20 protein-coding genes are annotated in these 21,911 nt (G+C 66.5%); 5 read left to right on the forward strand and 15 right to left on the reverse strand.

Translation table 11 applies throughout. The features are described from left to right. Positions 1-19: 19 nt before the first annotated feature. The 8 genes from BRO63_RS32520 to BRO63_RS32555 all read right to left on the reverse strand — a co-directional run bounded on the left by BRO63_RS32520 (position 20) and on the right by BRO63_RS32555 (position 10,564). Positions 20-598 (reverse strand): UGSC family (seleno)protein, encoded by a 579-nt coding sequence (locus BRO63_RS32520; protein WP_088143646.1) that lies wholly within the window; start codon positions 596-598, stop codon positions 20-22. A gap of 35 nt (positions 599-633) precedes the next feature. Continuing rightward, on the reverse strand, positions 634-1,746 hold the full coding sequence (locus tag BRO63_RS32525) for a hypothetical protein (RefSeq protein ID WP_088143647.1): 1,113 nt from the start codon (positions 1,744-1,746) through the stop codon (positions 634-636). Positions 1,747-1,881: 135 nt separating this feature from the next. Further along, positions 1,882-2,301 (reverse strand): VOC family protein, encoded by a 420-nt coding sequence (locus tag BRO63_RS32530; protein WP_256943452.1) that lies wholly within the window; start codon positions 2,299-2,301, stop codon positions 1,882-1,884. 84 nt (positions 2,302-2,385) lie between these two features. Further along, positions 2,386-4,410 carry an acetyl/propionyl/methylcrotonyl-CoA carboxylase subunit alpha gene (locus BRO63_RS32535; RefSeq protein ID WP_088143648.1) on the reverse strand — a complete coding sequence of 675 codons (2,025 nt, stop codon included), beginning with the start codon at positions 4,408-4,410 and terminating at the stop codon, positions 2,386-2,388. A 56-nt stretch (positions 4,411-4,466) separates the two neighbouring features. After that, a complete protein-coding gene (locus BRO63_RS32540; RefSeq protein ID WP_088143649.1) occupies positions 4,467-6,074 on the reverse strand; it encodes a carboxyl transferase domain-containing protein in 1,608 nt (535 codons plus the stop codon). A 226-nt stretch (positions 6,075-6,300) separates the two neighbouring features. Further along, positions 6,301-7,482 carry an acetyl-CoA C-acetyltransferase gene (locus BRO63_RS32545; protein ID WP_059376625.1) on the reverse strand — a complete coding sequence of 394 codons (1,182 nt, stop codon included), beginning with the start codon at positions 7,480-7,482 and terminating at the stop codon, positions 6,301-6,303. Between the two features lie 35 nt (positions 7,483-7,517). After that, positions 7,518-9,374, reverse strand: a complete 1,857-nt coding sequence (gene aceK, locus BRO63_RS32550) for a bifunctional isocitrate dehydrogenase kinase/phosphatase (RefSeq protein WP_088143650.1) — start codon at positions 9,372-9,374, stop codon at positions 7,518-7,520. 11 nt (positions 9,375-9,385) lie between these two features. Next, positions 9,386-10,564, reverse strand: a complete 1,179-nt coding sequence (locus BRO63_RS32555) for an isovaleryl-CoA dehydrogenase (RefSeq protein ID WP_088143651.1) — start codon at positions 10,562-10,564, stop codon at positions 9,386-9,388. 246 nt (positions 10,565-10,810) lie between these two features. Here BRO63_RS32555 and BRO63_RS32560 point away from each other — a divergent pair, with 246 nt between their 5' ends. Beyond that, complete coding sequence (locus BRO63_RS32560) at positions 10,811-11,986, forward strand: M20 aminoacylase family protein (RefSeq protein WP_088143849.1); 1,176 nt, start codon at positions 10,811-10,813, stop codon at positions 11,984-11,986. Positions 11,987-12,044: 58 nt separating this feature from the next. Next, entirely contained in the window at positions 12,045-13,016 is a 972-nt protein-coding gene (locus tag BRO63_RS32565) for a Bug family tripartite tricarboxylate transporter substrate binding protein (protein ID WP_088143652.1), read from the forward strand. Between the two features lie 97 nt (positions 13,017-13,113). Here BRO63_RS32565 and BRO63_RS32570 read toward each other — a convergent pair whose 3' ends face one another. Further along, on the reverse strand, positions 13,114-13,446 hold the full coding sequence (locus BRO63_RS32570) for a YnfA family protein (RefSeq protein WP_179215273.1): 333 nt from the start codon (positions 13,444-13,446) through the stop codon (positions 13,114-13,116). A 10-nt stretch (positions 13,447-13,456) separates the two neighbouring features. Next, a complete protein-coding gene (locus tag BRO63_RS32575) occupies positions 13,457-13,837 on the reverse strand; it encodes a MerR family transcriptional regulator (protein ID WP_088143653.1) in 381 nt (126 codons plus the stop codon). Positions 13,838-13,909: 72 nt separating this feature from the next. On the opposite strand from BRO63_RS32575, the gene BRO63_RS32580 reads away from it, so the two are divergent. Continuing rightward, on the forward strand, positions 13,910-14,977 hold the full coding sequence (locus BRO63_RS32580; RefSeq protein WP_088143654.1) for an MBL fold metallo-hydrolase: 1,068 nt from the start codon (positions 13,910-13,912) through the stop codon (positions 14,975-14,977). Positions 14,978-15,003: 26 nt separating this feature from the next. Here the strand turns inward: BRO63_RS32580 and BRO63_RS32585 are convergent, their stop codons facing one another. Next, entirely contained in the window at positions 15,004-16,032 is a 1,029-nt protein-coding gene (locus BRO63_RS32585; protein WP_088143655.1) for a Bug family tripartite tricarboxylate transporter substrate binding protein, read from the reverse strand. Positions 16,033-16,184: 152 nt separating this feature from the next. After that, complete coding sequence (locus BRO63_RS32590; protein WP_088143656.1) at positions 16,185-16,811, reverse strand: LysE family translocator; 627 nt, start codon at positions 16,809-16,811, stop codon at positions 16,185-16,187. 134 nt (positions 16,812-16,945) lie between these two features. On the opposite strand from BRO63_RS32590, the gene BRO63_RS32595 reads away from it, so the two are divergent. Beyond that, a complete protein-coding gene (locus BRO63_RS32595; protein WP_088143657.1) occupies positions 16,946-17,671 on the forward strand; it encodes a nitroreductase in 726 nt (241 codons plus the stop codon). 82 nt (positions 17,672-17,753) lie between these two features. Further along, positions 17,754-18,947, forward strand: coding sequence for a cystathionine beta-lyase (gene metC, locus BRO63_RS32600; RefSeq protein WP_373557809.1), 1,194 nt, complete (start codon positions 17,754-17,756; stop codon positions 18,945-18,947). A 22-nt stretch (positions 18,948-18,969) separates the two neighbouring features. Here metC and BRO63_RS32605 read toward each other — a convergent pair whose 3' ends face one another. The 3 genes from BRO63_RS32605 to BRO63_RS32615 form a co-directional block, all read right to left on the reverse strand. Further along, positions 18,970-19,917, reverse strand: coding sequence for an alpha/beta fold hydrolase (locus BRO63_RS32605; RefSeq protein ID WP_179215281.1), 948 nt, complete (start codon positions 19,915-19,917; stop codon positions 18,970-18,972). Then, a complete protein-coding gene (locus BRO63_RS32610; protein WP_088143660.1) occupies positions 19,914-21,125 on the reverse strand; it encodes an ABC transporter substrate-binding protein in 1,212 nt (403 codons plus the stop codon). The genes BRO63_RS32605 and BRO63_RS32610 overlap by 4 nt, the downstream gene beginning before the upstream one ends. A gap of 136 nt (positions 21,126-21,261) precedes the next feature. Then, entirely contained in the window at positions 21,262-21,891 is a 630-nt protein-coding gene (locus BRO63_RS32615) for a thiol:disulfide interchange protein DsbA/DsbL (protein WP_088143661.1), read from the reverse strand. Positions 21,892-21,911: the final 20 nt, after the last annotated feature.

Raw genomic sequence — 21,911 nt, forward strand, 5'->3', positions numbered from 1 at the left:
GTGCTGCCGGTTGCCGTTGTTACTGCAATTCCACGCGCACTTGCATCGGCGCCTTCGTGCCCAGCCACACTTGCTGCGCCTGTTCCTTGATCTGGGCGACGCGCTGCGCCACTTCCTCGGCCGTGATGGAGCTGACCGGATGCGCGATCACCACGGGCTCCAGCGTCTTCATGCCGATGGCCTGGCGCGTCAGCTCGGTCTCGCGGGCGAACTCGGTCGTGATGATGACCGCGCTGGCTATGCCCAGCCGCTCCAGCGCGATGGAGTCGCGCACGCAGGCCGAGCAGCAGGAGCCGCAATCGCCGATGGCGGTCAGCACCACATCGTTCTCGGCCGCGATGCGTGCGATCAGCTCGGGCGCGGCATCCTTGGAGAAGCTGTGCTTGACGTAGTAGTTCACCTCGGCGAATTCGATGTCCTCGCCCAGGGCCGCCGCCGCGCCGCGCAGCAGCTTATTGGCGTTCCATTTGGAGTTGTCGAGGATGCCCAGCCGCAATCCGGCCAGGTCCTTCTTGCGCGCCGATACCGGCGCGTCTTCGAAGCGCAAAGCGCCGCGCGGGTCGTACACCGCGACTTTTTCCCCGTTGTTCATCAACATTTCCGATCTCCTGGTTGTCTGGTCCGGATGCCGCGTCAGATGGCGCAGGCGCCGCTGGTGCAGTCGCCGGCGTCGGCGCTCGCGCCTTCGATCGACCGCAGCACCGGCGTGCTCATATGCCCCCAGCCCGGTATCAGCACGGAAAAGCGGCCGGCCTCGCCGCCCATCACGAACAGATGGATGTGGTCCGGGCTGTGCACGATGGGTATGCGGGTGTCGTCGTTGCGCTTGTAGTATTTGGGCAGGTTGCGGTTGTAGACCTTGCCGTAGCGGTGGCCGTAGGCCAGGTCGATGAAGCGGTTGCCGTGGTTTACGTACAGGTAGTTGCGCACGTCGGAGCGCGACCAGCCGTGCTTGCCGATGGTTTGCGCGTGTTCCAGGCCCAGTACCACCGCGATGTGGCCGCCCAGCACCGCGCTGTTGGACGCGATGGTGCTCATGGCCGAGCACATCGTGTCGAGAATGCCCTCGGGGTCGTTCGAGATGTGGTTGGTGACGCTGTGCGGGGCTTCAGCCGCCATCGCGAACACCGTGGAGTCCTCGGCCTTGTAGCCGTGTTCCACGTGATACGGCGCCAGCGGGCTTTGCAGCTCGTTCTCGCAGACGCAGTAGGTGTACTTGCCGGGATGTCCCAGCGTGCTCTTGTCCAGGTCTCCGGGCCAGCCGCCGCCCACGTTCAGCATGATGAGGCGCAGCGCCCGGCCGATGGTGGCGTTGGCGCGGTTGCCGGAACCGAACGCGTTGACGCCGCCGTTCATGCCGATCTCGCGCGCTATCGGCCCGTTGACGACCAGCAGGGGCGCGGCCACGTGCGTGGTGGCCTGCACGCCGTTCAGGTTGAAGGCCTGGTCGGTGACGGCTTTTACCGCCGCCAGCACCACCGGCGCGTACTCGGGCTTGCAGCCGGCCATCACCATGTTGATGGCCAGCACTTCGCGCGTCAGCTCGCCCCAGCGCGGCGCCACCCGCGCTTCCACGAAGTGGGCATCGCCGCCCAGCCGGGCCACGATCTCGTCGATCTTCTCCTGGGTCGGCGGGACGACCGGCAAGCCGTCCGTGAAGCCGCGCTCGTAGTAGTACTCCACCAGGTCCACGCCGGCCGGCACCATGTTTGCCGGCGACGCCTTCGCTTGCAGAACCGCACTCATCGGAATCTCCTCGTCGCTGTCGGATGACATTGCGAGGAGCATAGGAGTCCTTGCTTATTTATAACAAGGACAATCTATTTCCATAAATGATTGCGAAAAACGCATAAATCGCGCGACGCTTGGATGCGCCTGCCGCTACGCCTTGGGCCAGTAAGTCCCGAAGCTCCACAGATTGCCTTCCGGATCGCGGCAGGCGAACTCGCGGCTGCCGTAGGCCGTGTCGTACGGTGGGGTTTCGATGGTGGCGCCCGAGGCCTGGACCTGCGTATGCAAGGCGTCCGGATCATCCACGGCCAGGTACAGCGCGTCGGTGCGGCGTCCTTGCAGGTCGCCCACCAGCTTGCCATGGGCGTCGTCGCGGTCCGGTCCCAGCATCAGGATCGAGCTGCCGTAGGCCAGTTCCGCATGCTGCACGGCGCCGTCGTCGCGGTAGACGGCGTGTTCGGTGAACCCCAGCACGCCGGTCAGCCAGCGCAGCATGGCGTCCGCATCGCGGCAGCGCAGAGTGGGAAACAGGCGGGGCGCCGCGGATTCGGATGGCGTTGAATTCATCATGGGTACTCCTGTGAAAATGCAGGAGCGCCCATGATGCACCCGCGCGCAGCGGGGAGGATGACGATTTTGTTACTGCGCGCCTGACTACTCGCCGATGGCGACCAGCTCGGCGCCTTCCGTCACCTGATCGCCCACGCCGTAGAACACTTCCGAGACCTTGCCGTCGGCGGGCGCGGAAATGGTGTGCTCCATCTTCATGGCTTCCATCACCAGCAGCGGCTGGCCCTTTTCCACGGTGTCGCCGGCCTTGACCGAGATCGAGATGATCTTGCCGGGCATGGGCGCCGTGAGGCCGCCGCCGTGTTCGCCCTGCGTGTCCTGTGAATGGGCCAGCGGATCGTACAGGTCCAGCACGTGCACGCCGGCTTCGCCGAAGACGTGGGCGCGGTCGGCGTGCAGCACGACGGTACCGGCGCTTTCATGGCCGTCCAGCGTGATGCGCAGGCCGTAGGCCAGGTTGGGGTTGGCGCTGGCGTGGGCGCGCCACAGGAAGGCTTGCGGTCCCGCGCCACTGTCCAGGGTCCAGGCGCCGCCCTGGCGGGCGACGGTGACGCGGCGGGTCTCGCCGTTGTCCACCCATTGCAGCTGGCGCTGGTAGCGGCCGCCCAGGCGCCAGCCATCGCGCGAGTCCCAGGGATCGGCGGGCTGTTTGCCGCCGGCGGCGCCCGGCTGCGCCAGGCCCTGGCGCACCAGCACGGCGGCGCAGGCCAGTGCCAGCGTGGCGGGACTGGCGGCCTGGGGTTCGGGCAGCAGCGTGGCGCGCTGGCGTTCGATCAGGCCGGTGTCCAGATCCGCCGCGGCGAAGGCGCTGTCCTGCATCAGGCGCGACAGGAAGGCCACGTTGGTCTGCACGCCCACGGCCTGCGTCTGGGCCAGCGCTTGCAGCATGCGGGCGCGGGCCTGGTCGCGGTCGGCGCCGTGCACGATCAGCTTGGCGATCATGGGGTCGTAGAACGGCGTGATGGTATCGCCCATGCGCACGCCGCCGTCGACCCGGATGTCGCCGTTGGCGAATGCCGTGTGCGCCGGCAGGCCCAGGTAGGCCAGGGTGCCGATGGACGGCAGGAAGCCCTTCTCGGGGTTCTCGGCGTAGATGCGGGCCTCGATGGCGTGGCCCTGGATGCGCAGGTCTTCCTGGCGCGCGGGCAGCGGCTGGCCGGCGGCCACGCGCAGCTGCCATTCGACCAGGTCGTGGCCGGTGATCATTTCGGTGACCGGGTGCTCGACCTGCAGGCGCGTGTTCATTTCCATGAAGTAGAAACGGCCGTCGGGCTCGGCGATGAACTCCACCGTGCCCGCGCCCACGTAGCCCACGGCGCGCGCGGCGGCCACGGCGGCTTCGCCCATGGCGCGGCGGCGCTCTTCGGTCATGCCCGGGGCCGGGGCTTCCTCGATCACTTTCTGGTGGCGGCGCTGCACCGAACAATCGCGTTCGAACAGGTAGACGCAGTTGCCGTGCGTGTCGGCGAACACCTGGATTTCGATGTGGCGGGGCTTCTGCAGATAGCGTTCGATCAGCACGCGGTCGTCGCCGAAGCTGGAGGCGGCCTCGCGCTGGCACGAGGCCAGCGCATCCAGGAACGCGCCCGACGATTCGACCACGCGCATGCCCTTCCCGCCGCCGCCGGCGCTGGCCTTGATCAGCACGGGGTAGCCGATGGCGTCGGCCTGGGTCTTGAGGAATTGCGGGTCCTGGTTGTCGCCGTGGTAGCCAGGCACCAGCGGCACGCCGGCTTTTTCCATCAACGACTTGGCGGCGGACTTGCTGCCCATCGCGGCGATGGCAGAGGCCGGCGGGCCGACGAAGGCGATGCCGGCCTTTTCGGCGGCTTCGGCGAAGGCTTCGTTCTCGGAGAGAAAACCGTAGCCGGGGTGGATGGCGCCCGCGCCGGTATCGCGCGCGGCTTGCAGGATGGCGTCGGCGCGCAGGTAGCTGGCGCGCGGCTCGGAGCCGCCGATGTACACGGCCTGGTCGCAGGCGGCGACGTGGCGGGCGTTGGCGTCGGCGTCGGAATACACCGCGACGGTGCGGATGCCCATGCGGCGGGCGGTGGCGGCCACGCGGCAGGCGATTTCACCGCGGTTGGCAATCAGCAAAGTGTCGAACATGGATGTCATCCAGGCTGAAATTATTCTTGGGCTGCAATGGGGACGGCCATGCCGCCCTACATGCGGAACACGCCGAACTTGGTGTCCTCGATGGGCGCGTTCAAGGCCGCCGACAAGGCCAGGCCCAGCACGCGGCGCGTGTCGGCCGGGGCGATGATGCCGTCGTCCCACAGCCGCGCGGTGGCGTAGTAGGGATGGCCTTCGCGTTCGTACTGTTCGCGGATCGGCGCCTTGAATGCGGTTTCCTCGTCGGCGGACCATTGGCCGCCGCGGGCCTCGATGCCGTCGCGCTTGACCGTGGCCAGGACGCTTGCGGCCTGTTCGCCGCCCATGACCGAGATGCGGGCGTTGGGCCACATGAACAGCATGCGGGGCGAATAGGCGCGGCCGCACATGCCGTAGTTGCCGGCGCCGAACGAGCCGCCGATCAGCACCGTGAACTTGGGCACGTTGGCGGTGGCCACCGCCGTCACCATCTTGGCGCCGTGGCGCGCAATGCCTTCGTTTTCGTACTTGCGGCCGACCATGAAGCCGGTGATGTTCTGCAGGAACACCAGCGGAATCTTGCGCTGCGCGCACAGTTCGATGAAGTGCGCGCCCTTCTGCGCGGACTCCGAGAACAGGATGCCGTTGTTGGCCACGATGCCGACAGGCATGCCGTGGATGTGCGCAAAGCCGGTGACCAGCGTGGGGCCGAAGCGGGCCTTGAATTCGTCGAACTCGGAGCCGTCCACGATGCGCGCGATGACTTCGCGCACGTCGTAGGGCTTGCGCGTGTCGGCGGGAATGATGCCGTTCAGTTCGCTGGGGTCGTAGCGCGGCTCGCGCACGGGTACGGTGGCCAGCGGCTGCGGCTTCTTGCGGTTCAGGCGCGCAACCGCGTTGCGCGCCAGTTGCAGCGCATGCATGTCGTTGGCGGCCAGGTGGTCGACCACGCCGGACAGGCGCGTGTGCACGTCGCCGCCGCCCAGGTCCTCGGCGCTGACCTCTTCGCCGGTGGCGGCCTTCACCAGCGGCGGGCCGCCCAGGAAGATGGTGCCCTGGTTCTTGACGATGATGGACTCGTCGCTCATGGCGGGCACGTAGGCGCCGCCAGCGGTGCAGGAGCCCATCACCACGGCGATCTGCGAAATGCCTTGCGCGGACATCTGCGCCTGGTTGTAGAAGATGCGGCCGAAGTGCTCGCGGTCAGGGAAGACCTCGTCCTGCTGCGGCAGGTTGGCGCCGCCCGAATCCACCAGGTAGACGCAGGGCAGATGGTTCTGCGCGGCGATTTCCTGGGCGCGCAGGTGCTTCTTGACCGTCATCGGGTAGTAGGTGCCGCCCTTGACCGTGGCGTCGTTGCAGACGATCACGCACTCGGTGCCGGCCACGCGGCCAATGCCGGTGATGACGCCGGCGCCCGGGGCTTCGCCGCCGTACATGCCGTGCGCCGCCATCGGCGACAGTTCCAGGAACGGCGTGCCCGGATCGATCAGGTGTTCAACGCGGTCGCGCGGCAGCAGCTTGCCGCGCGCCACGTGCTTGGCGCGCGCGGCTTCGCTGCCGCCCAGCGCGGTATGGGCCAGTTGCTGATCCAGATCGTCCAGCTGCGCCTGCATGGCCTGCGCATTGTCGGTGTAGTCCTGCGACCGCGGATTGATGCGGGATTCGATGATGGGCATGGGGTTCCACCCGTCCTGCTTGTTGGAAATTTGAAGGCGCTCGTGGAGCGGTTTGTCTCGCTGCCCGGTGGGCCGGGCATTCTTGTCGGTTAGGGATACCGAAGAGGGATTTCGTTGCGCCTTTCCTGCACGGCGCGCGACCGACCCGTCGCGCTACGACGCCATGCAAGAAAGGCGCAGCGGAATCCGTCGTAAAGCCGGGAGGCCGAAGCCCCCCGGCGTTGCGTCAGATCATCTCGATCGCCATGGCGACGGCTTCGCCGCCGCCGATGCACAGCGTGGCCACGCCGCGCTTGCCGCCGGTCTTGCGCAGCGCGCCGACCAGGGTGGCCATCAGGCGGGCGCCGGACGCGCCGATCGGGTGGCCCAGGGCGGTGGCGCCGCCGTGGACGTTGACCTTGTCATGCGGCAGCTTGAAGTCGGCCATGGCGGCCATGGTGACCACCGCGAAGGCTTCGTTGATTTCGTAGAGGTCCACGTCCTCGGCCTTCCAGCCGGTCTTGGCGAACAGGTTCTTCAGCGCGCCCACGGGAGCGGTGGTGAACCAGTTCGGCTCTTGCGAGTGCTGGCTGTGGGCGACGATGCGGGCCAGGGGCTTCACGCCCAGCTTTTCGGCGGTGGAGGCGCGCATCAGCACCATGGCGGCGGCGCCGTCGGAGATCGACGAGGAGTTGGCGGCGGTGACGGTGCCGTCCTTCTTGAAGGCGGGCTTGAGGGTGGGGATCTTTTCCGGCATGGCCTTGGTGGGGGCCTCGTCGGTGTCGATCACGGTGTCGCCCTTGCGGCCGGCCACGGTCACGGGGGCGATTTCCCACTTGAAGCTGCCGTCTTCCGACGCGGCGCGGGCGCGGCGCAGCGATTCCAGCGAGAACGCGTCCTGCTGTTCGCGGGTGAAGGAATACTTGGCGGCGCAGTCCTCGGCGAACACGCCCATGGCCTTGCCCTTGTCGTAGGCGTCTTCCAGGCCGTCCAGCGCCATGTGGTCGTACACGGTGTTGTGGCCGTAGCGATAGCCCTGGCGGCCCTTGAGCAGCAGGTAGGGCGCGTTGCTCATGCTTTCCTGGCCGCCGGCGACGACGATGTTGGCGCTGCCCGCGGCCAGCAGGTCATGGCCGAACATGGCGGCCTTCAGGCCCGAACCGCAGACCTTGTGGATGGTGGTGCAAGCCACGCCCAGCGGCAGGCCGGCGCCCAGCGCTGCCTGGCGCGCCGGGGCCTGGCCCTGGCCGGCCTGCAGTACGTTGCCCATGATGACTTCTTCGACTTGCTCGGGCTTGATGCCGGCGCGTTCGACGGCGGCCTTGATGGCGATCGAGCCCAGCTCGTGCGCGGCCAGGCCGGACAAGGCGCCCAGCATGCCGCCCATGGGCGTGCGGGCGACGGAAACGATGACGATGGGATCTGACATGGCTAGCTCCTGTGAGGGTCGGGACAGCTCTGGGGTTACGAGGCCGCGTGCTCGCCCGGAAGGGGCGCGGGACGCAGGCGTCTGTCCGTATCGTAAGGGAAAAATTCTTCAATCCGGCCCTGCGCCACATGGGCGCGGCAGGCCTGCCACCACTCCGGTTCCAGCAGGTCGGAATGGTGACGCATGAAGGCGCCGCGCACGCGCGGGTCGCCTAGCAGAAAGCGTCCGAATTCTTCGGGGAAGACATCATTCGGACCGATGGCATACCAGGGTTCGGACGCCAGTTCCGCCTCTTCGTTGGGGGCGGGCGGAATGCGCCGGAAATTCATTTCTGTCATGCGCTGGATTTCGTCGTAATCGTAGAAAACGACGCGGCCCAGGCGCGTGACGCCGAAGTTCTTGTAAAGCATGTCGCCGGGGAAGATATTGGCCGCCGCCAGTTGGCGGATGGCGTCCCCGTATTCGCGCACGGCCGGGTCCAGCAGCGCGTCCGAGGCCTGGCGCAGATAGATGTTCAAGGGCGTCATGCGCCGTTCGATGTAGACATGGCGGATGACCACCGTGTCGCCGGTTTCCTCGATCAGGCTGGGCACCAGCCGGCGCAACTCTTCCAGCAGCGCCGGCGCGAAGCGCGCGCGCGGCAGCGCCACCTGTGAATATTCCCAGGTGTCGGCCATGCGGCCGACGCGGTCGTGCAGCTTCACCATCTGGTACTTGCGGCGCACGGTGGCATGGTCCATGCCGTCCTTGTCGATGCGGTCCTTGATCAGCTTGAACACATAGGGATAGGACGGCAGCGTGAACACGCACATCACCATGCCCTTGATGCCGGGGGCGATGTCGAAGGCGTCGCGCGAATGCGCCAGGTGGTGCAGGAAGTCGCGGTAGAACAGCGTCTTGCCCTGCTTTTGCAGGCCGATCATGGTGTAGAGCTCGGCCTTGGGCTTGCGCGGCAGCAGGCTGGACAGGAAGTTCACCACCGCGGCCGGCGTTTCCATGTCCACCAGGAAGTAGGCGCGGGTGAAACTGAACAGCGTGCTCAGGTCGTCCGCGCCCAAGAGCAGCGCGTCCAGCACGACCTGGCCCGCCGGGTTGCGCATCAGCGCCACGGCAAAGGGATACACCGTGCCCTGGTTGATCAGTCGGCCGACGATGTAGGCGCCCTTGTTGCGGAAGAACAGCGAGCCCAGCGCGTGGATCTGGCAGTCGCTGGCGATGCGGCGGCCTACGTCGCGCGGCAGTATCGCGCGCAGTTGCCTGACCGCGGCGCGCGCCAGCAGCCGCGTGTCGCGCGGCAGGTCTTCGAAGGGCAGCGCCAGGCCGAAGTCCGCCACCATGCGGATCAGGCTTTTTTCCAGCCCGTCGGTGGCGGGGTAGTAGACCCGGTACGACGGGATGCTGCTGTCCAGGTAGTCGGTGGCGATGGCCGGGCGGACGAACAGGAAGGCGTTGTGGAAATAATCGCGGTGCAGGATGCGGCAGGACACCGAGTTGAAAAACGTCTCGGCGCATTCGGGCTGGCGGTGGTCGCCCAGCAGGCCCACGAATTCCTGTTTGATCTGTTGCCAGAACGCGGTCTGCTCGTCGCTCAGGCTGGGCGCGGCGCTGCCGTTGGCGCCCACCGCGCCTTCCGGGCGGCCGCGCAGCACGCCTTCCAGCTGGGTGGCGCATTCGCGCACCCGCATGTCGTAGTACTCGATGCGCTCGCGCGACAGGCGCTGGATGCCGTGCCAGTCGCCGGATTCGAACAGCGCCTTGGCGCGCTGGGCGCTGTAGCGGAACAGCGCGTAATGGCGGTCGAAACCCGCCAGGATCAGCCGCGCGACGTCCAGCGGCGAGGGGCCCGGAGCGGGCGCCTGCTCGATGTGCTGGACGTCGGACATGCGGATCATGGCGGCGTCCCTCAGGCGGTTTCGTTGAAGAGTTCGCGGCCGATCAGCATGCGGCGGATTTCGCTGGTGCCGGCGCCGATCTCATACAGCTTGGCGTCGCGCCACAGGCGGCCCACCGGGTACTCGTTGATGTAGCCGTTGCCGCCCAGGATCTGCACGCCCTCGCCCGCCATCCAGGTGGCCTTTTCGGCGGTGTACAGGATCAGCGCGGCGCAGTCCTTGCGCACCTGGCGCACGTGCTCGGCGCCCAGGCGGTCCAGGTTCTTGCCGACCTGGTAGCAGAATGCGCGGCTGGCCTGCAGGGTGGTGTACAGGTCCGCGACCTTGCCCTGGATCAGCTGGAATTCGCCGATGGCCTGGCCAAACTGCTTGCGGTCATGGATATAGGGGACGACCACGTCCATCACGGCCTGCATGATGCCGACCGGGCCGCCGGACAGCACGGCGCGTTCGTAGTCCAGGCCGCTCATCAGCACCTTGACGCCGCCGTTGACCTGGCCCAGCACGTTTTCTTCGGGGATTTCGCAGTCCTGGAACACCAGTTCGCCGGTGTGGCTGCCGCGCATGCCCAGCTTGTCCAGCTTCTGCGCGACGGAAAAGCCCTTGAAGCCCTTTTCCACCAGGAAGGCGGTGATGCCGCGCTGGTGGGCTTCGGGGTCGGTCTTGGCGTAGACCACCAGGGTGTCGGCGTCCGGGCCGTTGGTGATCCACATCTTGGTGCCGTTCAGCACGTAGCGGTCGCCCTTCTTGTCGGCGCGCAGCTTCATGCTGACCACGTCGGAACCGGCGCCCGGCTCGCTCATGGCCAGGGCGCCCACGTGTTCGCCGGAAATCAGCTTGGGCAGGTATTTGGCCTTTTGGGCGGGGGTGCCGTTGCGGTTGATCTGGTTCACGCACAGATTGGAGTGCGCGCCGTAGGACAGGCCGACCGACGCGCTGGCGCGGGAGATTTCCTCCATCACGATCATGTGGGCCAGATAGCCCATTTTTGCGCCGCCGTATTCCTCGTCGGCCGTCATGCCCAGCACGCCGAGTTCGCCGAATTTGCGCCAGAGATCCATGGGGAACTGGTCGCTGCGGTCCACTTCAGCGGCGCGCGGCGCGATCTCGGCCTGCGCAAAATTGCGCACCGCGTCGCGCAGCATGTCCAGATCTTCGCCCAGGTCGAAGTTCAGGCCGGGAAGGTTCATCGCTGTCTCCGTGATAGTAGGTACTTACTATTTTTTGGGCGCCTGTTTCCGGCGCCGGATTGCCGCGCGTGGCTCATGATGCGCCGATCGGCCATCGCTGCGCAATGATGCACTGCAAATATTACGTTTACGTAAACGTAAAGTGGAGTCGGGTAATCCCTAGGTAATTGCGGGTTAGCCAGGGAGTTGCGCTGAGTAAGATGCCAGCCGATCCTTGAATCCTGAATCACTGCGATGGAGTCTGCCGTGCTCGAACTATCCAACCTGGACGAAATTGTGGCGCTGCGGCGCGACATCCACATGCATCCGGAGCTTTGCTACGAAGAGCACCGCACGGCCAAGGTGGTGGCGGACACGCTGCGCGGCTGGGGCATCGAGACCCACACGGGCATCGCCAAGACCGGCGTGGTCGGCGTGATCAAGCGCGGCACGTCGGATCGCGCCATCATGCTGCGCGCCGACATGGACGCCCTGCCCATGCAGGAGGAAAACCAGTTCGAGCACCGCTCGCGCCACGACGGCAAGATGCACGGCTGCGGCCATGACGGCCACACCGCCATGCTGCTGGCCGCCGCGCGCCACCTGCAGGCCGAAGGCGGCTTCGACGGCACCGTGTACCTGTGCTTCCAGCCGGCCGAGGAAGGCGGCGCGGGCGGCCGGGCCATGATCCAGGACGGCCTGTTCGAGCGCTTCCCCTGCGAGGCCGTGTTCGGCCTGCACAACTGGCCGGGGCTGCCCGCCGGATCCATCGGCGTCTGTTCCGGCCCGATGATGGCGGCCGCCAACGGCTTCAAGATCACCGTGCGCGGCAAGGGCGGCCATGCGGCGGCGCCGCAGGACTGCAGCGATCCGGTGCCAGCGCTGTTCGCCATCGGCCAGTCGCTGCAGACCATCCTCACGCGCAGCAAGCGTCCGCTGGACGCCGCCGTGCTGTCGATCACGCAGGTGCAGGCCGGCGGCAGCGTCATCAACGTCATTCCGAATAGCGCCTGGCTGGGTGGCTCGGTACGGGCCTACAGCACCGACGTGGTCGATCTGATAGAGCGCCGCATGAATGAGATCGCCGGCAATATCGCGGCCGCGCATGGCTGCGAGGCCGACGTGTTCTTCGAGCGCCGCTACCCGGCGCTGGTGAACACCGTGGCCGAAACCGAGTTCTGCATGGAAGTCATGCGCGAGGTCGTGGGCGAGGACAAGGCAATGGTGATCGAACCGGCCATGGCCTCGGAGGACTTCGCCTTCCTGCTGCAGGAAAAGCCCGGCTGCTACGTGTTCCTGGGCAACGGCGACGGCGAGCACCGCATGGCCGGCCACGGCCTGGGTCCCTGCATGCTGCACAACGCCAGCTATGACTTCAATGATTCCCTGATTCCGGCTGGCGCGTCGTACTGGGTACGCCTGGCGCAACGCTACCTGGCCTGATGGGCTTCACGCTTTTCGTTTTATCTGACGCAGTGCCACGCAACATTACTAGGACGATATGAAAAAGAAGACTTTGCTGATCAAGGCCGCGGGGGCGGCCTTGGCAATCATGGCCAGCGGCGCAATGGCGCAGAGCTGGCCGGCCAAGCCCGTGACGCTGGTCGTGCCCTACACCGCGGGCGGGAGCGCCGACGCGATCGGACGCCGCCTGGGCGACGTCCTGCGCAAGGAAAGCAACGTAACCGTCATCGTCGAGAACAAGCCGGGCGCGGGCGCCTCCGTGGGCACCGACTTCGTGGCGCGCGCGCAGCCTGACGGCACCACTCTGCTGTTGGCTTCCACCAGCCCGCTGACGATCTTCCCGCATCTGGCCAAGACCAACTATGACCCGATGAAGGACCTGACGCCGGTGGCCAGCGTGGCCGTCGCGCCCGTCGCCATCGTTGCCACCAAGGCGCTGCCGGTGAAGGACTTCGCCGGCCTGATCGACTACGCCAAATCGCATCCGGACGGCGTGCGCTACGGCACGCCGGGCCAGGGCACCGTGGCCCACATCGGCATGTCGGCCGTCACGGCGCAGACCGGCACCAAGATGCTGCACGTGCCTTACCGCGGCAACAGCCAGGCACTGACCGACGGTCTGGGCGGCGTGGTCGAATTGCTGGTGGTCAACAGCGACGTGGTGTTGCCGCACGTCGCCAGCGGCGCGCTCAAGCCGCTGGCCGTGATGGCGCCCGAGCGCCTGGCTGCCTGGCCGGACGTGCCCACCATGGCGGAACTGAAGATGCCGCAGGCGCAGTACTACTCGAACTTCGGCGTGTTCGCGCCCGCCAAGCTGCCGCCGGCCGTCGCGCAGCCGCTGCAGGCCGCCTTGGCCAAGGCTGTGGCCAGCGCCGAATTCCAGGACCTGCTGGCCAAGTCCTACCTGCAGCCAGGCACCGCCACGGGCGAGGCCTTCGCCAAGCAGGTGCAGGCGGAATTCGAGAACAACGCGCGGGTCATCAAGGAAGGCAACATCAAGGCTGAATAAGCCTTTCCCAACAAGAAGCGCGCGGCCCTGTGGGGTACGCGCGCTTTTTTTTCTGACCGCCCCAAGACCGCGGACGTTTCGCGGGGGGCGTCGCAGGCTATGTGCCGCGCGGCCCGAACATGATCACCAGCATCCCGGCCAGGCACAGGCCCACGCCCACCCAGTCGCTGACGCTGGGTCGCACGCCGTCCACGGCCCACAGCCACAACAGGGCCATCCCGATATAGACGCCGCCATATGCCGCGTACACGCGGCCCGAAGCGGTGGGATGCAGCGTCAGCAGCCAGGCGAACAGCGCCAGGCTGGCCGCCGCCGGCGCGAGCAGCCAGATTGAATAGCCCTTGCGCAGCCACAGATACGGCAGATAGCAGCCGACGATTTCGGCCAGCGCCGTCAGGATGAACAGCGCGAGGGTTTGCAGGGCGCCCATGCGCGCGCCCCTAGGGCTTCTGCGCGAGCAGCTCGCGGCATTGCTGTTCCTGCTGCGCGATCTCGCGCAGGGTATCCTCGATGTCGCGGCGCTGTTGTTCCAGCATGGCGCGATGCTGTTCCAGCACGCTCAGGTACTGGCGCAGCTGGACCTCGGTATCGCCCGGACCGTCGTACATGTCGATCAGGGTCAGAATCTCGGACAATTGCAGGCCCAGGCGCTTGCCGCGCAGGGCCAGCTTCAAGCGCGTGCGGTCGCGCGGCCCGAAGATGCGGTTGCGCCCTTCGCGCGCCGGGCTGACGATCCCCTGGTCTTCGTAGAAGCGGATCGTGCGGGGCGTGACGTCGAACTCGCGGGAGAGCTCTGAGATAGTCCAGGTTGACGGGGACATGCGAGATATGGCAGTTTACGTAAACGTAAATTATGATGACTTGACCCGATCGTCAAGCGTGGAGGAGAGGCAATGAACCCGAATGAGCAGAAACTGCAGTATCCCTGGGCCGATTTCCAGCCCGATGCCGGCCGTTCGCACGTGGTGGCGGAGGGGGTCAAGTGGATCAGGATGCCGCTGCCGTTCGCGCTGGATCATATCAACCTCTGGCTGCTGCGCGACAACATCGACGGCCGCGACGGCTGGACCATCGTCGATTGCGGCATCACGCGCGATGAAGTGAAGACGTTGTGGGAACGCGTGTTCGAGACCGAACTGGAAGGACTGCCGGTGCTGCGCGTGATCGTCACCCACATGCACCCCGACCATATCGGCCTGGCGCATTGGCTGTGCGAACGCTGGAACGCGCCCCTGTGGATGACGATGACGGACTTCATGGTGGCCTCGCTGTGGTCCTCGCGCCGCGGCGAAGCAGGCGGCGGTCCCGGCGGCCAATCGGCGGTGGACCACTTCGCGCGCCACGGCCTGACCGACCCGGACGCGCAAGAGCAGATCCGTCAGCGCGCCAATTACTACCCCAACCTGGTGCCGGCGGTGCCCGCGCGCTACACGCGCATCCTGCATGGCGATCAGGTGCGCATCGGCGGGCACGACTGGCGCGTCATCGTGGGCTACGGACATGCGCCCGAGCACGCCTCGCTGTTTTCCCCGGACCTGCGCGTGCTGATTTCCGGCGACATGGTGCTGCCGCGCATTTCCACCAACGTCAGCGTGTTCGACTACGAGCCCGACGCCAATCCCCTGCCTCTGTACTTGCGTTCGCTGGACGGCTACGCCGATCTGCCCGAGGACACGCTGGTGCTGCCTTCGCATGGCCGGCCTTTCAAGGGCCTGCACGAGCGCATCGCGCAACAGCACGAACACCACCGCGACCGCCTGGCGGAAGTGCTGGAAGCCTGTGCGGTCCAGCCGCAATCGACCACGGACATCGTGCCGGTGCTGTTCAAGCGCAAGCTGGATCTGCACCAGCTGACCTTCGCCATGGGCGAGGCGCTGGCGCACCTGCACGCGCTGTATTTCGAAGGCAAGCTCAAGCGTGCGCTGGGCGCGGATGGCATCGTGCGGTTTTCGGCCGCCTGAGTACGGCGTCGGTCCTGCGCCGAGGATCAGTCCAGCGTCACGCCTGTGTCGGCTTGTAGCTTGAGGATGATCGGGAGATAGGTCTGGTACTCGGCCACGGCTTCGTGGGGCAGGTTCCCGATCGGTTCCAGGTCCATCGCGAGCAGCCTGTCGCGGACCTCGGGGCTCTGCACCGTGGCGCTGATCTCGCGACCCAGGCGCTCGACGATAGCCGCGGGCGTTTGGGCGGGCGCAAGCAGCGTCGTCGGCGTAACCGCCCGGTAAGCCTCATCGTCGTAGCCCGACTCGGCCATGCTTGGGACGTCCGGCAGGCTGCCGACGCGCTTGCTGCCAAGTACTGCGAGGGCCCGTATCTTGCCGGTGGCGAGGGGCTGCTTGAGGGTGAACACGGAGGCCAGGGCAATATCGATCTGGCCGCCAAGCAACGCCGTCATGATCGGCAGTTCGCCCTTGTAGGGCACGTTCAGGATGTCGATGCCGTAAGTCTTGTTCATGTAGTGCTGAATGACGTGCGGCGTGGAGCCTGGTCCCCACGATCCCATTCGGATCGCGCCAGGTTCCTTTCTTGCATACGCTATCAGCTCATCGATGTTTCTCACGGGTAGCGCACTGTTGATCACGATCACTCCGGTACCCTTGGCAATATCGGAGATCGGCCGCAACTCGGTACGCGGATCGTATGGCAGCTTCTTGTAGAGCACCAGGTTGGCGGTGATTGGGGCGGCCAGCGTCAACAGCAGGGTGTAGCCGTCAGGGGTTGATTTGGCGACGTAATTGGTCGCGATGATGCCGCTTGCGCCAGGCTTGTTCTCCACGAGCACGGGCTGGCCGAGCCGTTTGCCCAAGCCTTCGGCAACCGAGCGTGCGATGGTGTCGACCTGCCCGCCGACCTGGTAAGGCACGATCAGATGCAAGGGCCTGGATGGATAGTCGGTTTGAGCGCTCGCGGACAAGGGCAGGATGGCCAGCGCGGCGGCAAGCAATCCGATGCGTGTGGCAGCCGCCGCCAGCGCTTGGGTGGCGGGTTTCCAGTGCAAATGTTTGTTTTGATTCATGGCCACTCTCCTTGCGCCGCAAGAGGTGGCTATTGGAATCCATGCCTATGCCTGTCCCGGGGCGATGCGGCATCTTGGACTGTCGGCGCGGGTCTGCAAACGTCCAGTTTCACATATGCAAATGCCATAAAGGCATGGTTCCCGCCGCCTGTTCAACGCGTGGCCGTCGCCAGCCGCACGGCCAGTCCGATGAACACCAGCGCGGCGATCCGGTTCAGCCAGCGCTTGGCCGTCACCGAGCGTTGCAGCAGTTCGCCGAACGCGCCCGAGAAGAACGCGATGGCGCCGAACACCAGCAGGGTGACGACCATGAACACCGCGCCCAGCTGCATGGTCTGCAAACCAATAGGACCCAGCGTCGGCGAGGTGAACTGCGGCAGGAAGGCGAAGAAGAACAGCAGCACCTTGGGATTGGTCAGGTTCATGACGATGCCGCGGCGGTAGAGCGCGCCGGGCTGCATGGGTTCGGGGCGTTTGCCGTCCTCGGATTCGACCGGCGCGCGCAGGATCTGCCAGGCCAGATAGGCCAGGTAGGCGGCGCCCGCCAGCTTGAGCACGGTGAAGGCCATGGGCGAGGCGGCGAACACGGCGGCCAGCCCCACGGCCACGGCGGCGGTATGCCCCAGCAGCCCGGTGCACAGCCCCAGCACCACGTACATGCCGGCCTTGCGGCCCCAGATGGCGGATTGCATCAGCACGAACAGGTTGTCCGGCCCTGGAGTCAGGGCCAGCAGGACGGCAATGCCGAAGAATGCGATCAGGGTGTCGATGGGCAGCATGGGGTTCGCCTGGAACGGTTCGGCCGGCTTCGGAAGGCCGGAAGTGGCATCATAAAGGGAAAGACGTGCCCATCATGCATGCCGCATGCGTCCCTGGCGGGATGCGTGCGACCCGATCAGGAGAGACAATCGCCATGCCCCCCACCGCCATGCCGCATTCCCCGCAGCCCTTGCAGGACGCAGACGCGCGGCCCGATGCCGCGCTCGAAGCGTGGCTGCATGCGCGCCACAGCTGCCGCGCCTTCTTGCCCGCACCGGTCGCGCGCGGCACCATCGAACGCATCCTGGACCTGGCGCAGCGTGCCGCCTCCTGGTGCAACTGCCAGCCCTGGCAGGTGACGATCACCGAAGGCACGGGTACGGAACGCCTGCGCGACGCGCTGCAACGCCGCGCGGAACGGTCTGGCTTCACGCCGGATTTTCCATTTCCGCGCGAGTACCAGGGCGAGTACCTGGCCCGCCGGCGCGAATCAGGCTTCCAGCTATATGGCGCGGTCGGCGTGGCGCGTGGCGACCGCGAGGCCTATCGCCGCCAGGAAATGCGCAATTTCCAGCTGTTCGATGCGCCGCACGTGGCCATCGTCACCACCGACGAGGCGCTGGGCGAATACGGCGCCATGGATTGCGGCGGCTATGTGGCCAATTTCCTGCTGGCGGCCCAGGCCAACGGCGTGGCCACGGTCGCCCAGGCATCCCTGGCCATGTACCCGGAAGTGCTGCGCGAGGAACTCGGCATCGCCGCGGACCGCCGCGTGGTCTGCGGCATTTCCTTCGGTTACGCCGACACGGCGCACCCGGCCAACAGCTATCGCACCAACCGCGCACCGCAATCCGAAACCATTACCTGGATCGGCGAATAGGGACAGGCTGCGCCTGGCCTGATATGGTTCATCCTGATCGCTTTTATTCCGCCCCTGTCCATACGCAAGCAGTCCACTGAAGATGCCCACCAAACACATCGATACGCTTCTGCAGCACGCAGGCACCGCCCCGTTCAACCCCGAAACCGGCACGGCGCCGGTGCCCCTGCCGCCGATGCGGGCCAGCACGGTACGCTTCGAGAACCTCGCCGCGCTGGAGCAAGCCCAGCGCAGCAAGGCGGCAGGCGGCCGCGCCTCCACCTACGGGCGCATGGGCATGGACACGCATGCGGCGCTGGAAGAGGTCTTCACCCAGCTCGAAGGCGGCACGCACTGCTACCTGGCGTCCTCGGGCCTGTCGGCGATGACCATGGTCATGATGGCCCTGTGCTCGGCCGGCGACCATGCGCTGATCTCGGACTGCGTCTATGGTCCGATGCGCGAACTGGACGACGCGGTGCTCAAGCGCATGAACATCGAGATCACCTACTTCGCGGCCGGCGAAGACCTGGAAGAGCTGGTGCGTCCGAACACCAAGCTGCTGTACGTGGAATCGCCCGGATCCCTGCTGTTCGAAATGCTGGACATGGGCGCCATGGCTGCATTCGCGCAGAGCCGCGGCCTGGTGCTGGCGACTGACAACACCTGGGGTTCGGGCTACATCTACCGTCCGCTGACGCTGGGCGCGCAAGTGTCCGTCATCGCCGGCACCAAGTACGTGGGCGGGCACTCCGACCTGATGCTGGGCGCCGTCGTCACCAATGACGAACAGATTGCCCGCAAGCTCAACCGCACGCAGTACGCCATGGGCTATTCCATCAGCGCGGACGACGCCTGGCTGGCCTTGCGCGGCGTACGCACCATGCCGATCCGCATGGCCCAGCACGCGCGCCATGCCCTGCAGGTGTGCGAGTTCTTCAAGAGCCGTCCCGAGACTGTGCGCCTGTTCCATCCGGCCTGGCCGCAGGATCCGGGCCATGCGCTGTGGCAGCGCGATTGCACCGGCTCGAATGGCATGTTGTCCGTCGAGCTGCGCCTGTCGCCGGCGGCCGCGCGCGTGTTCGTGGATTCACTGGCGCTCTTTGGCATCGGCTTTTCCTGGGGCGGCTACGAAAGCCTGGTGCAGCTGGTGTCGGGCAAGGACCTGTCCAAGCACCGCTACTGGGGCGAAGGCGACAATGCCCTGGTGCGCCTGCACATCGGCCTGGAATCGCCGGACGACATCATCGCCGACCTGACCCAGGCGCTGGAAAAGGCCGCGGCCGTCCAGGGCTGAGCGCTCTTGCGGCGCGGCGGCCTCAGGCGGCCGCGCCGCGTATCCAGGCGCCGATGCGCGCGGCGATGTCGTCGCTGTTGTCGTCCATCATGGGCATGTGCGAATTGCCGGCGATGCCCATGTCGGCCAGACGCCAGGTTTCCACGCGGGCGCCCTGGCGCGCCAGCTCATCGGCGTAGGCCTGGCCGCTGGCGCACAGCTTTTCCCATAGCGGCGTCGCGTCCAGGTAGTCGCCATAGACGAACAGAAAGGGCTTGTCCGCCACGGACTGTGCCGTTACCTCGGACGAGAAACCCGAGGGCTCGATGCCGATGACGCCGCGCACCAGGTCCGGCCGCGCATGCAGCGCGCGGTAGGCGACTTCGCCGCCGTGGCTGTGCGCCATCACCAGGCACGGTCCCACGCGGTCGAGCACCGCGCAGAATCCCCGTAGCGCCGCATCGTTATTGCCCAGCCAGCGCGGCACTGCGTGGCGGATGAAGTCGTCGAACGCGGCGACCGGAAAACGTTGCCCGTCGAACGCGCGCCGCGCCGCGTAGTCTTCGGCGCGGCCGAAGCGGAACAGCGTCCAGCTTTCTTCGGCATTGCGGATGATGGGCGGCTCGGGCCAGACCTCCTTGAACGGCGCCCACCCTGCCCGGCCGCGTTCGACGTTGTCGACCACGTACACCGCATGGCCCTGACGCAGGAAATGCTGCATCCAGCCCGGGCGGCCATCCGGGGTCTGCTCCCACATCGCGCCCGTCATGCCGCCGCCATGCAGCAGCACGATGGGCAATGGATGCGCCAGCCGCGCCGGGATGAAGTACTGCACGTAGGCCTGCTCGAAGTGATACAGGCCGTTGGGGTCGTAGGCGAGCGACGCGCTTTGCGTGAACGCGATATCGCGCTGCGGCAGGCCATCGATGCGCACCTGCCGCCCGCCCGCGTAGAAGCTGCCGAAGTCGGCCAGGGTCACCGCCTGCGTCATGGCTTGACCAGCGGACACTGGCTTTCCGACAAGGGCCAGGCCAGCGTGGCGCCGGGGATATTGCGCACGATGTTGTAGTAGTCCCAGGGCGCCTTGGACTGCGCCGGTGTTTTCACCTGCGCCAGCATCATGTCACGCACCACCAGGCCGTCCTCGCGGATGCGCGCATTCAGGCTGAAGGGGTCGTCGATGGGCAGCGATTTCATCTTGGCCATGACGGCATCGGCGTCCACCGTGCCGGCGGCCTTCACGGCTTGCAGGTAATGGCGCACCGAGCCGTAGACGCCGGCCTGCAGGAAGGTGGGCGGACGTCCCACGCGGGCCTCGAACTTCTTGGCGAAGGCGCGGGTGCCGTCGTTCATGTCCCAGTAGGACGGAACGGTCAGGTAGGTCTTCTGCGCGGCCTGCAGGCCCAGGCTGTGGACGTCGGTGATCAGCAGCAGCATGGCCGCCAGCTGCTGCGCGCCGCCGATGCCGAATTCCGCGGCCTGCTTGATGGCCGATATGGTGTCGCCGCCCGCGTTGGCGATGGCGATGATCTGCGCCTTGGAGGCTTGCGCCTGCAACAGGAAGGACGCGAAATCCGATGCGTTCAGCGGGTGGTAGACGGTGCCCACCACCTCGCCGCCGTTTGCCTTGACCACGGTTTCCGTGTCCGCCGCCAGCTGCTTGCCGAACGCATAGTCGGAGGCCAGGATGAACCAGCGCTTGTTGCCTTCGTTGACCACCGCGGTCGCCGTGCCGCGCGACAGCGCATAGGTGGTGTAGGTCCATTGCACGCCGTAGGGCGAGCACTGTGCCTGGGTCAGTGCCGTGGTGCCAGGGCTGGAGAACAGCACCAGCTTTTTCTTGTCGCGCGCGATGCCCTGCACCGCCAGCGCGACCGACGAGTTGGGCACGTCCACGATCACGTCCACGCCGTCCGTGTCGTACCACTTGCGCGCCATGCTGCTGCCGATGTCGGGCCGGTGCTGATGGTCGCCCGAGACCAGCGAGATGGGCTTGCCCAGCAGGGTGCCGCCCATTTCCTCGATGGCCAGGCGGGCGGCTTCGACCGAACCCTTGCCGGTGGCGTCGGCGGTGACGCCCGCCATGTCGGTGAGGACGCCGATCTTCACGCCGTCGGCTTCGTTGGCTTGCGCCAGGCCGGCGGCCAGCGCGAGGCACAGGCCCAGCATCGCGCGGCTGCGCGGGAATCGCTGCTTCATTTGTCTTCCACCCATTGTGTGCCGCTGTCGCGGCGAATTGTTGTGCGGAAAGTGTAGCGCGGGCCCAGGCTGGAACCACAAAGAAAAACGCCCCGGCCTGGCGGCTCGGGGCGTGGCGGATTTCGCTTGAAGCGTATCAGTTGCGTGCCAGCGGGATCAGGCGGGTCACTTCCTTCAGCGCGCCTTCGTAGCTGTTGCCGGCCATGACCGGCGAGGTCATGAACTTGCCGCCGACGGCGAACGACGGGGTGCCGTCGATGCGGTAGGCGTCGGCGAGTTGGGTGGCGCGCTGCACCTGCGTCTGCACGCTGAACGAATCGAAGACCGAGTCGAACTTCTCGCGGTCCACGCCCTGCGTGGCGATCCATTCGCCCATCGCCTTCTTGTCGAACAGGCGCTTGTGCTCGCCGTGGATGGCGGCAAAGACCTTGGGGTGCAGATCCGGGCGGTCCAGGGCCAGCAGCGTGTAGTAGAGCTGTTGCAGCGGCTTCATGCCGGCGTTGAACGCGATCGGAACCTGCTTGAGCACCACGTCCGGCGGCGCGGTCTTGGCCCAGTCTTCAACCATGGGTTCCATGGCGGCGCAGTGCGGGCAGGTGTAGGCGAAGAATTCCAGGACCTCGATCTTGCCCGGGGTGTCCGACGGCAGCGGCGGATTGATGGCGACGGACTGCTGCGCGCCTTGCGCGTGGCTAGCCGGGCTGAAGAATGCCGTGGCGGTCAGCGCGGCCGCGGCCAGGATGCGGATTATCTTGGGGGACAGCATGGATGAGAGGTTCCTGAGTA

This window comes from Achromobacter xylosoxidans (assembly GCF_002192695.1).
Taxonomy (GTDB): domain Bacteria; phylum Pseudomonadota; class Gammaproteobacteria; order Burkholderiales; family Burkholderiaceae_B; genus Achromobacter; species Achromobacter xylosoxidans_C.

What these genes read in the sequence shown, in the direction of transcription:
- BRO63_RS32565 (WP_088143652.1), top strand. Translation starts at nt 12,045, where the DNA reads ATGAAAAAGAAGACTTTGCTGATCAAGGCCGCGGGGGCGGCCTTGGCA.
- BRO63_RS32590 (WP_088143656.1), bottom strand. Translation starts at nt 16,811, where the DNA reads ATGCTGCCCATCGACACCCTGATCGCATTCTTCGGCATTGCCGTCCTG.
- BRO63_RS32530 (WP_256943452.1), bottom strand. Translation starts at nt 2,301, where the DNA reads ATGATGAATTCAACGCCATCCGAATCCGCGGCGCCCCGCCTGTTTCCC.
- BRO63_RS32610 (WP_088143660.1), bottom strand. Translation starts at nt 21,125, where the DNA reads ATGAAGCAGCGATTCCCGCGCAGCCGCGCGATGCTGGGCCTGTGCCTC.
- BRO63_RS32545 (WP_059376625.1), bottom strand. Translation starts at nt 7,482, where the DNA reads ATGTCAGATCCCATCGTCATCGTTTCCGTCGCCCGCACGCCCATGGGC.
- BRO63_RS32615 (WP_088143661.1), bottom strand. Translation starts at nt 21,891, where the DNA reads ATGCTGTCCCCCAAGATAATCCGCATCCTGGCCGCGGCCGCGCTGACC.
- BRO63_RS32520 (WP_088143646.1), bottom strand. Translation starts at nt 598, where the DNA reads ATGTTGATGAACAACGGGGAAAAAGTCGCGGTGTACGACCCGCGCGGC.
- BRO63_RS32570 (WP_179215273.1), bottom strand. Translation starts at nt 13,446, where the DNA reads ATGGGCGCCCTGCAAACCCTCGCGCTGTTCATCCTGACGGCGCTGGCC.
- BRO63_RS32525 (WP_088143647.1), bottom strand. Translation starts at nt 1,746, where the DNA reads ATGAGTGCGGTTCTGCAAGCGAAGGCGTCGCCGGCAAACATGGTGCCG.
- BRO63_RS32540 (WP_088143649.1), bottom strand. Translation starts at nt 6,074, where the DNA reads ATGCCCATCATCGAATCCCGCATCAATCCGCGGTCGCAGGACTACACC.
- BRO63_RS32575 (WP_088143653.1), bottom strand. Translation starts at nt 13,837, where the DNA reads ATGTCCCCGTCAACCTGGACTATCTCAGAGCTCTCCCGCGAGTTCGAC.
- metC (WP_373557809.1), top strand. Translation starts at nt 17,754, where the DNA reads ATGCCCACCAAACACATCGATACGCTTCTGCAGCACGCAGGCACCGCC.
- BRO63_RS32555 (WP_088143651.1), bottom strand. Translation starts at nt 10,564, where the DNA reads ATGAACCTTCCCGGCCTGAACTTCGACCTGGGCGAAGATCTGGACATG.
- BRO63_RS32585 (WP_088143655.1), bottom strand. Translation starts at nt 16,032, where the DNA reads ATGAATCAAAACAAACATTTGCACTGGAAACCCGCCACCCAAGCGCTG.
- BRO63_RS32580 (WP_088143654.1), top strand. Translation starts at nt 13,910, where the DNA reads ATGAACCCGAATGAGCAGAAACTGCAGTATCCCTGGGCCGATTTCCAG.
- BRO63_RS32605 (WP_179215281.1), bottom strand. Translation starts at nt 19,917, where the DNA reads ATGACGCAGGCGGTGACCCTGGCCGACTTCGGCAGCTTCTACGCGGGC.
- aceK (WP_088143650.1), bottom strand. Translation starts at nt 9,374, where the DNA reads ATGATCCGCATGTCCGACGTCCAGCACATCGAGCAGGCGCCCGCTCCG.
- BRO63_RS32595 (WP_088143657.1), top strand. Translation starts at nt 16,946, where the DNA reads ATGCCCCCCACCGCCATGCCGCATTCCCCGCAGCCCTTGCAGGACGCA.
- BRO63_RS32535 (WP_088143648.1), bottom strand. Translation starts at nt 4,410, where the DNA reads ATGTTCGACACTTTGCTGATTGCCAACCGCGGTGAAATCGCCTGCCGC.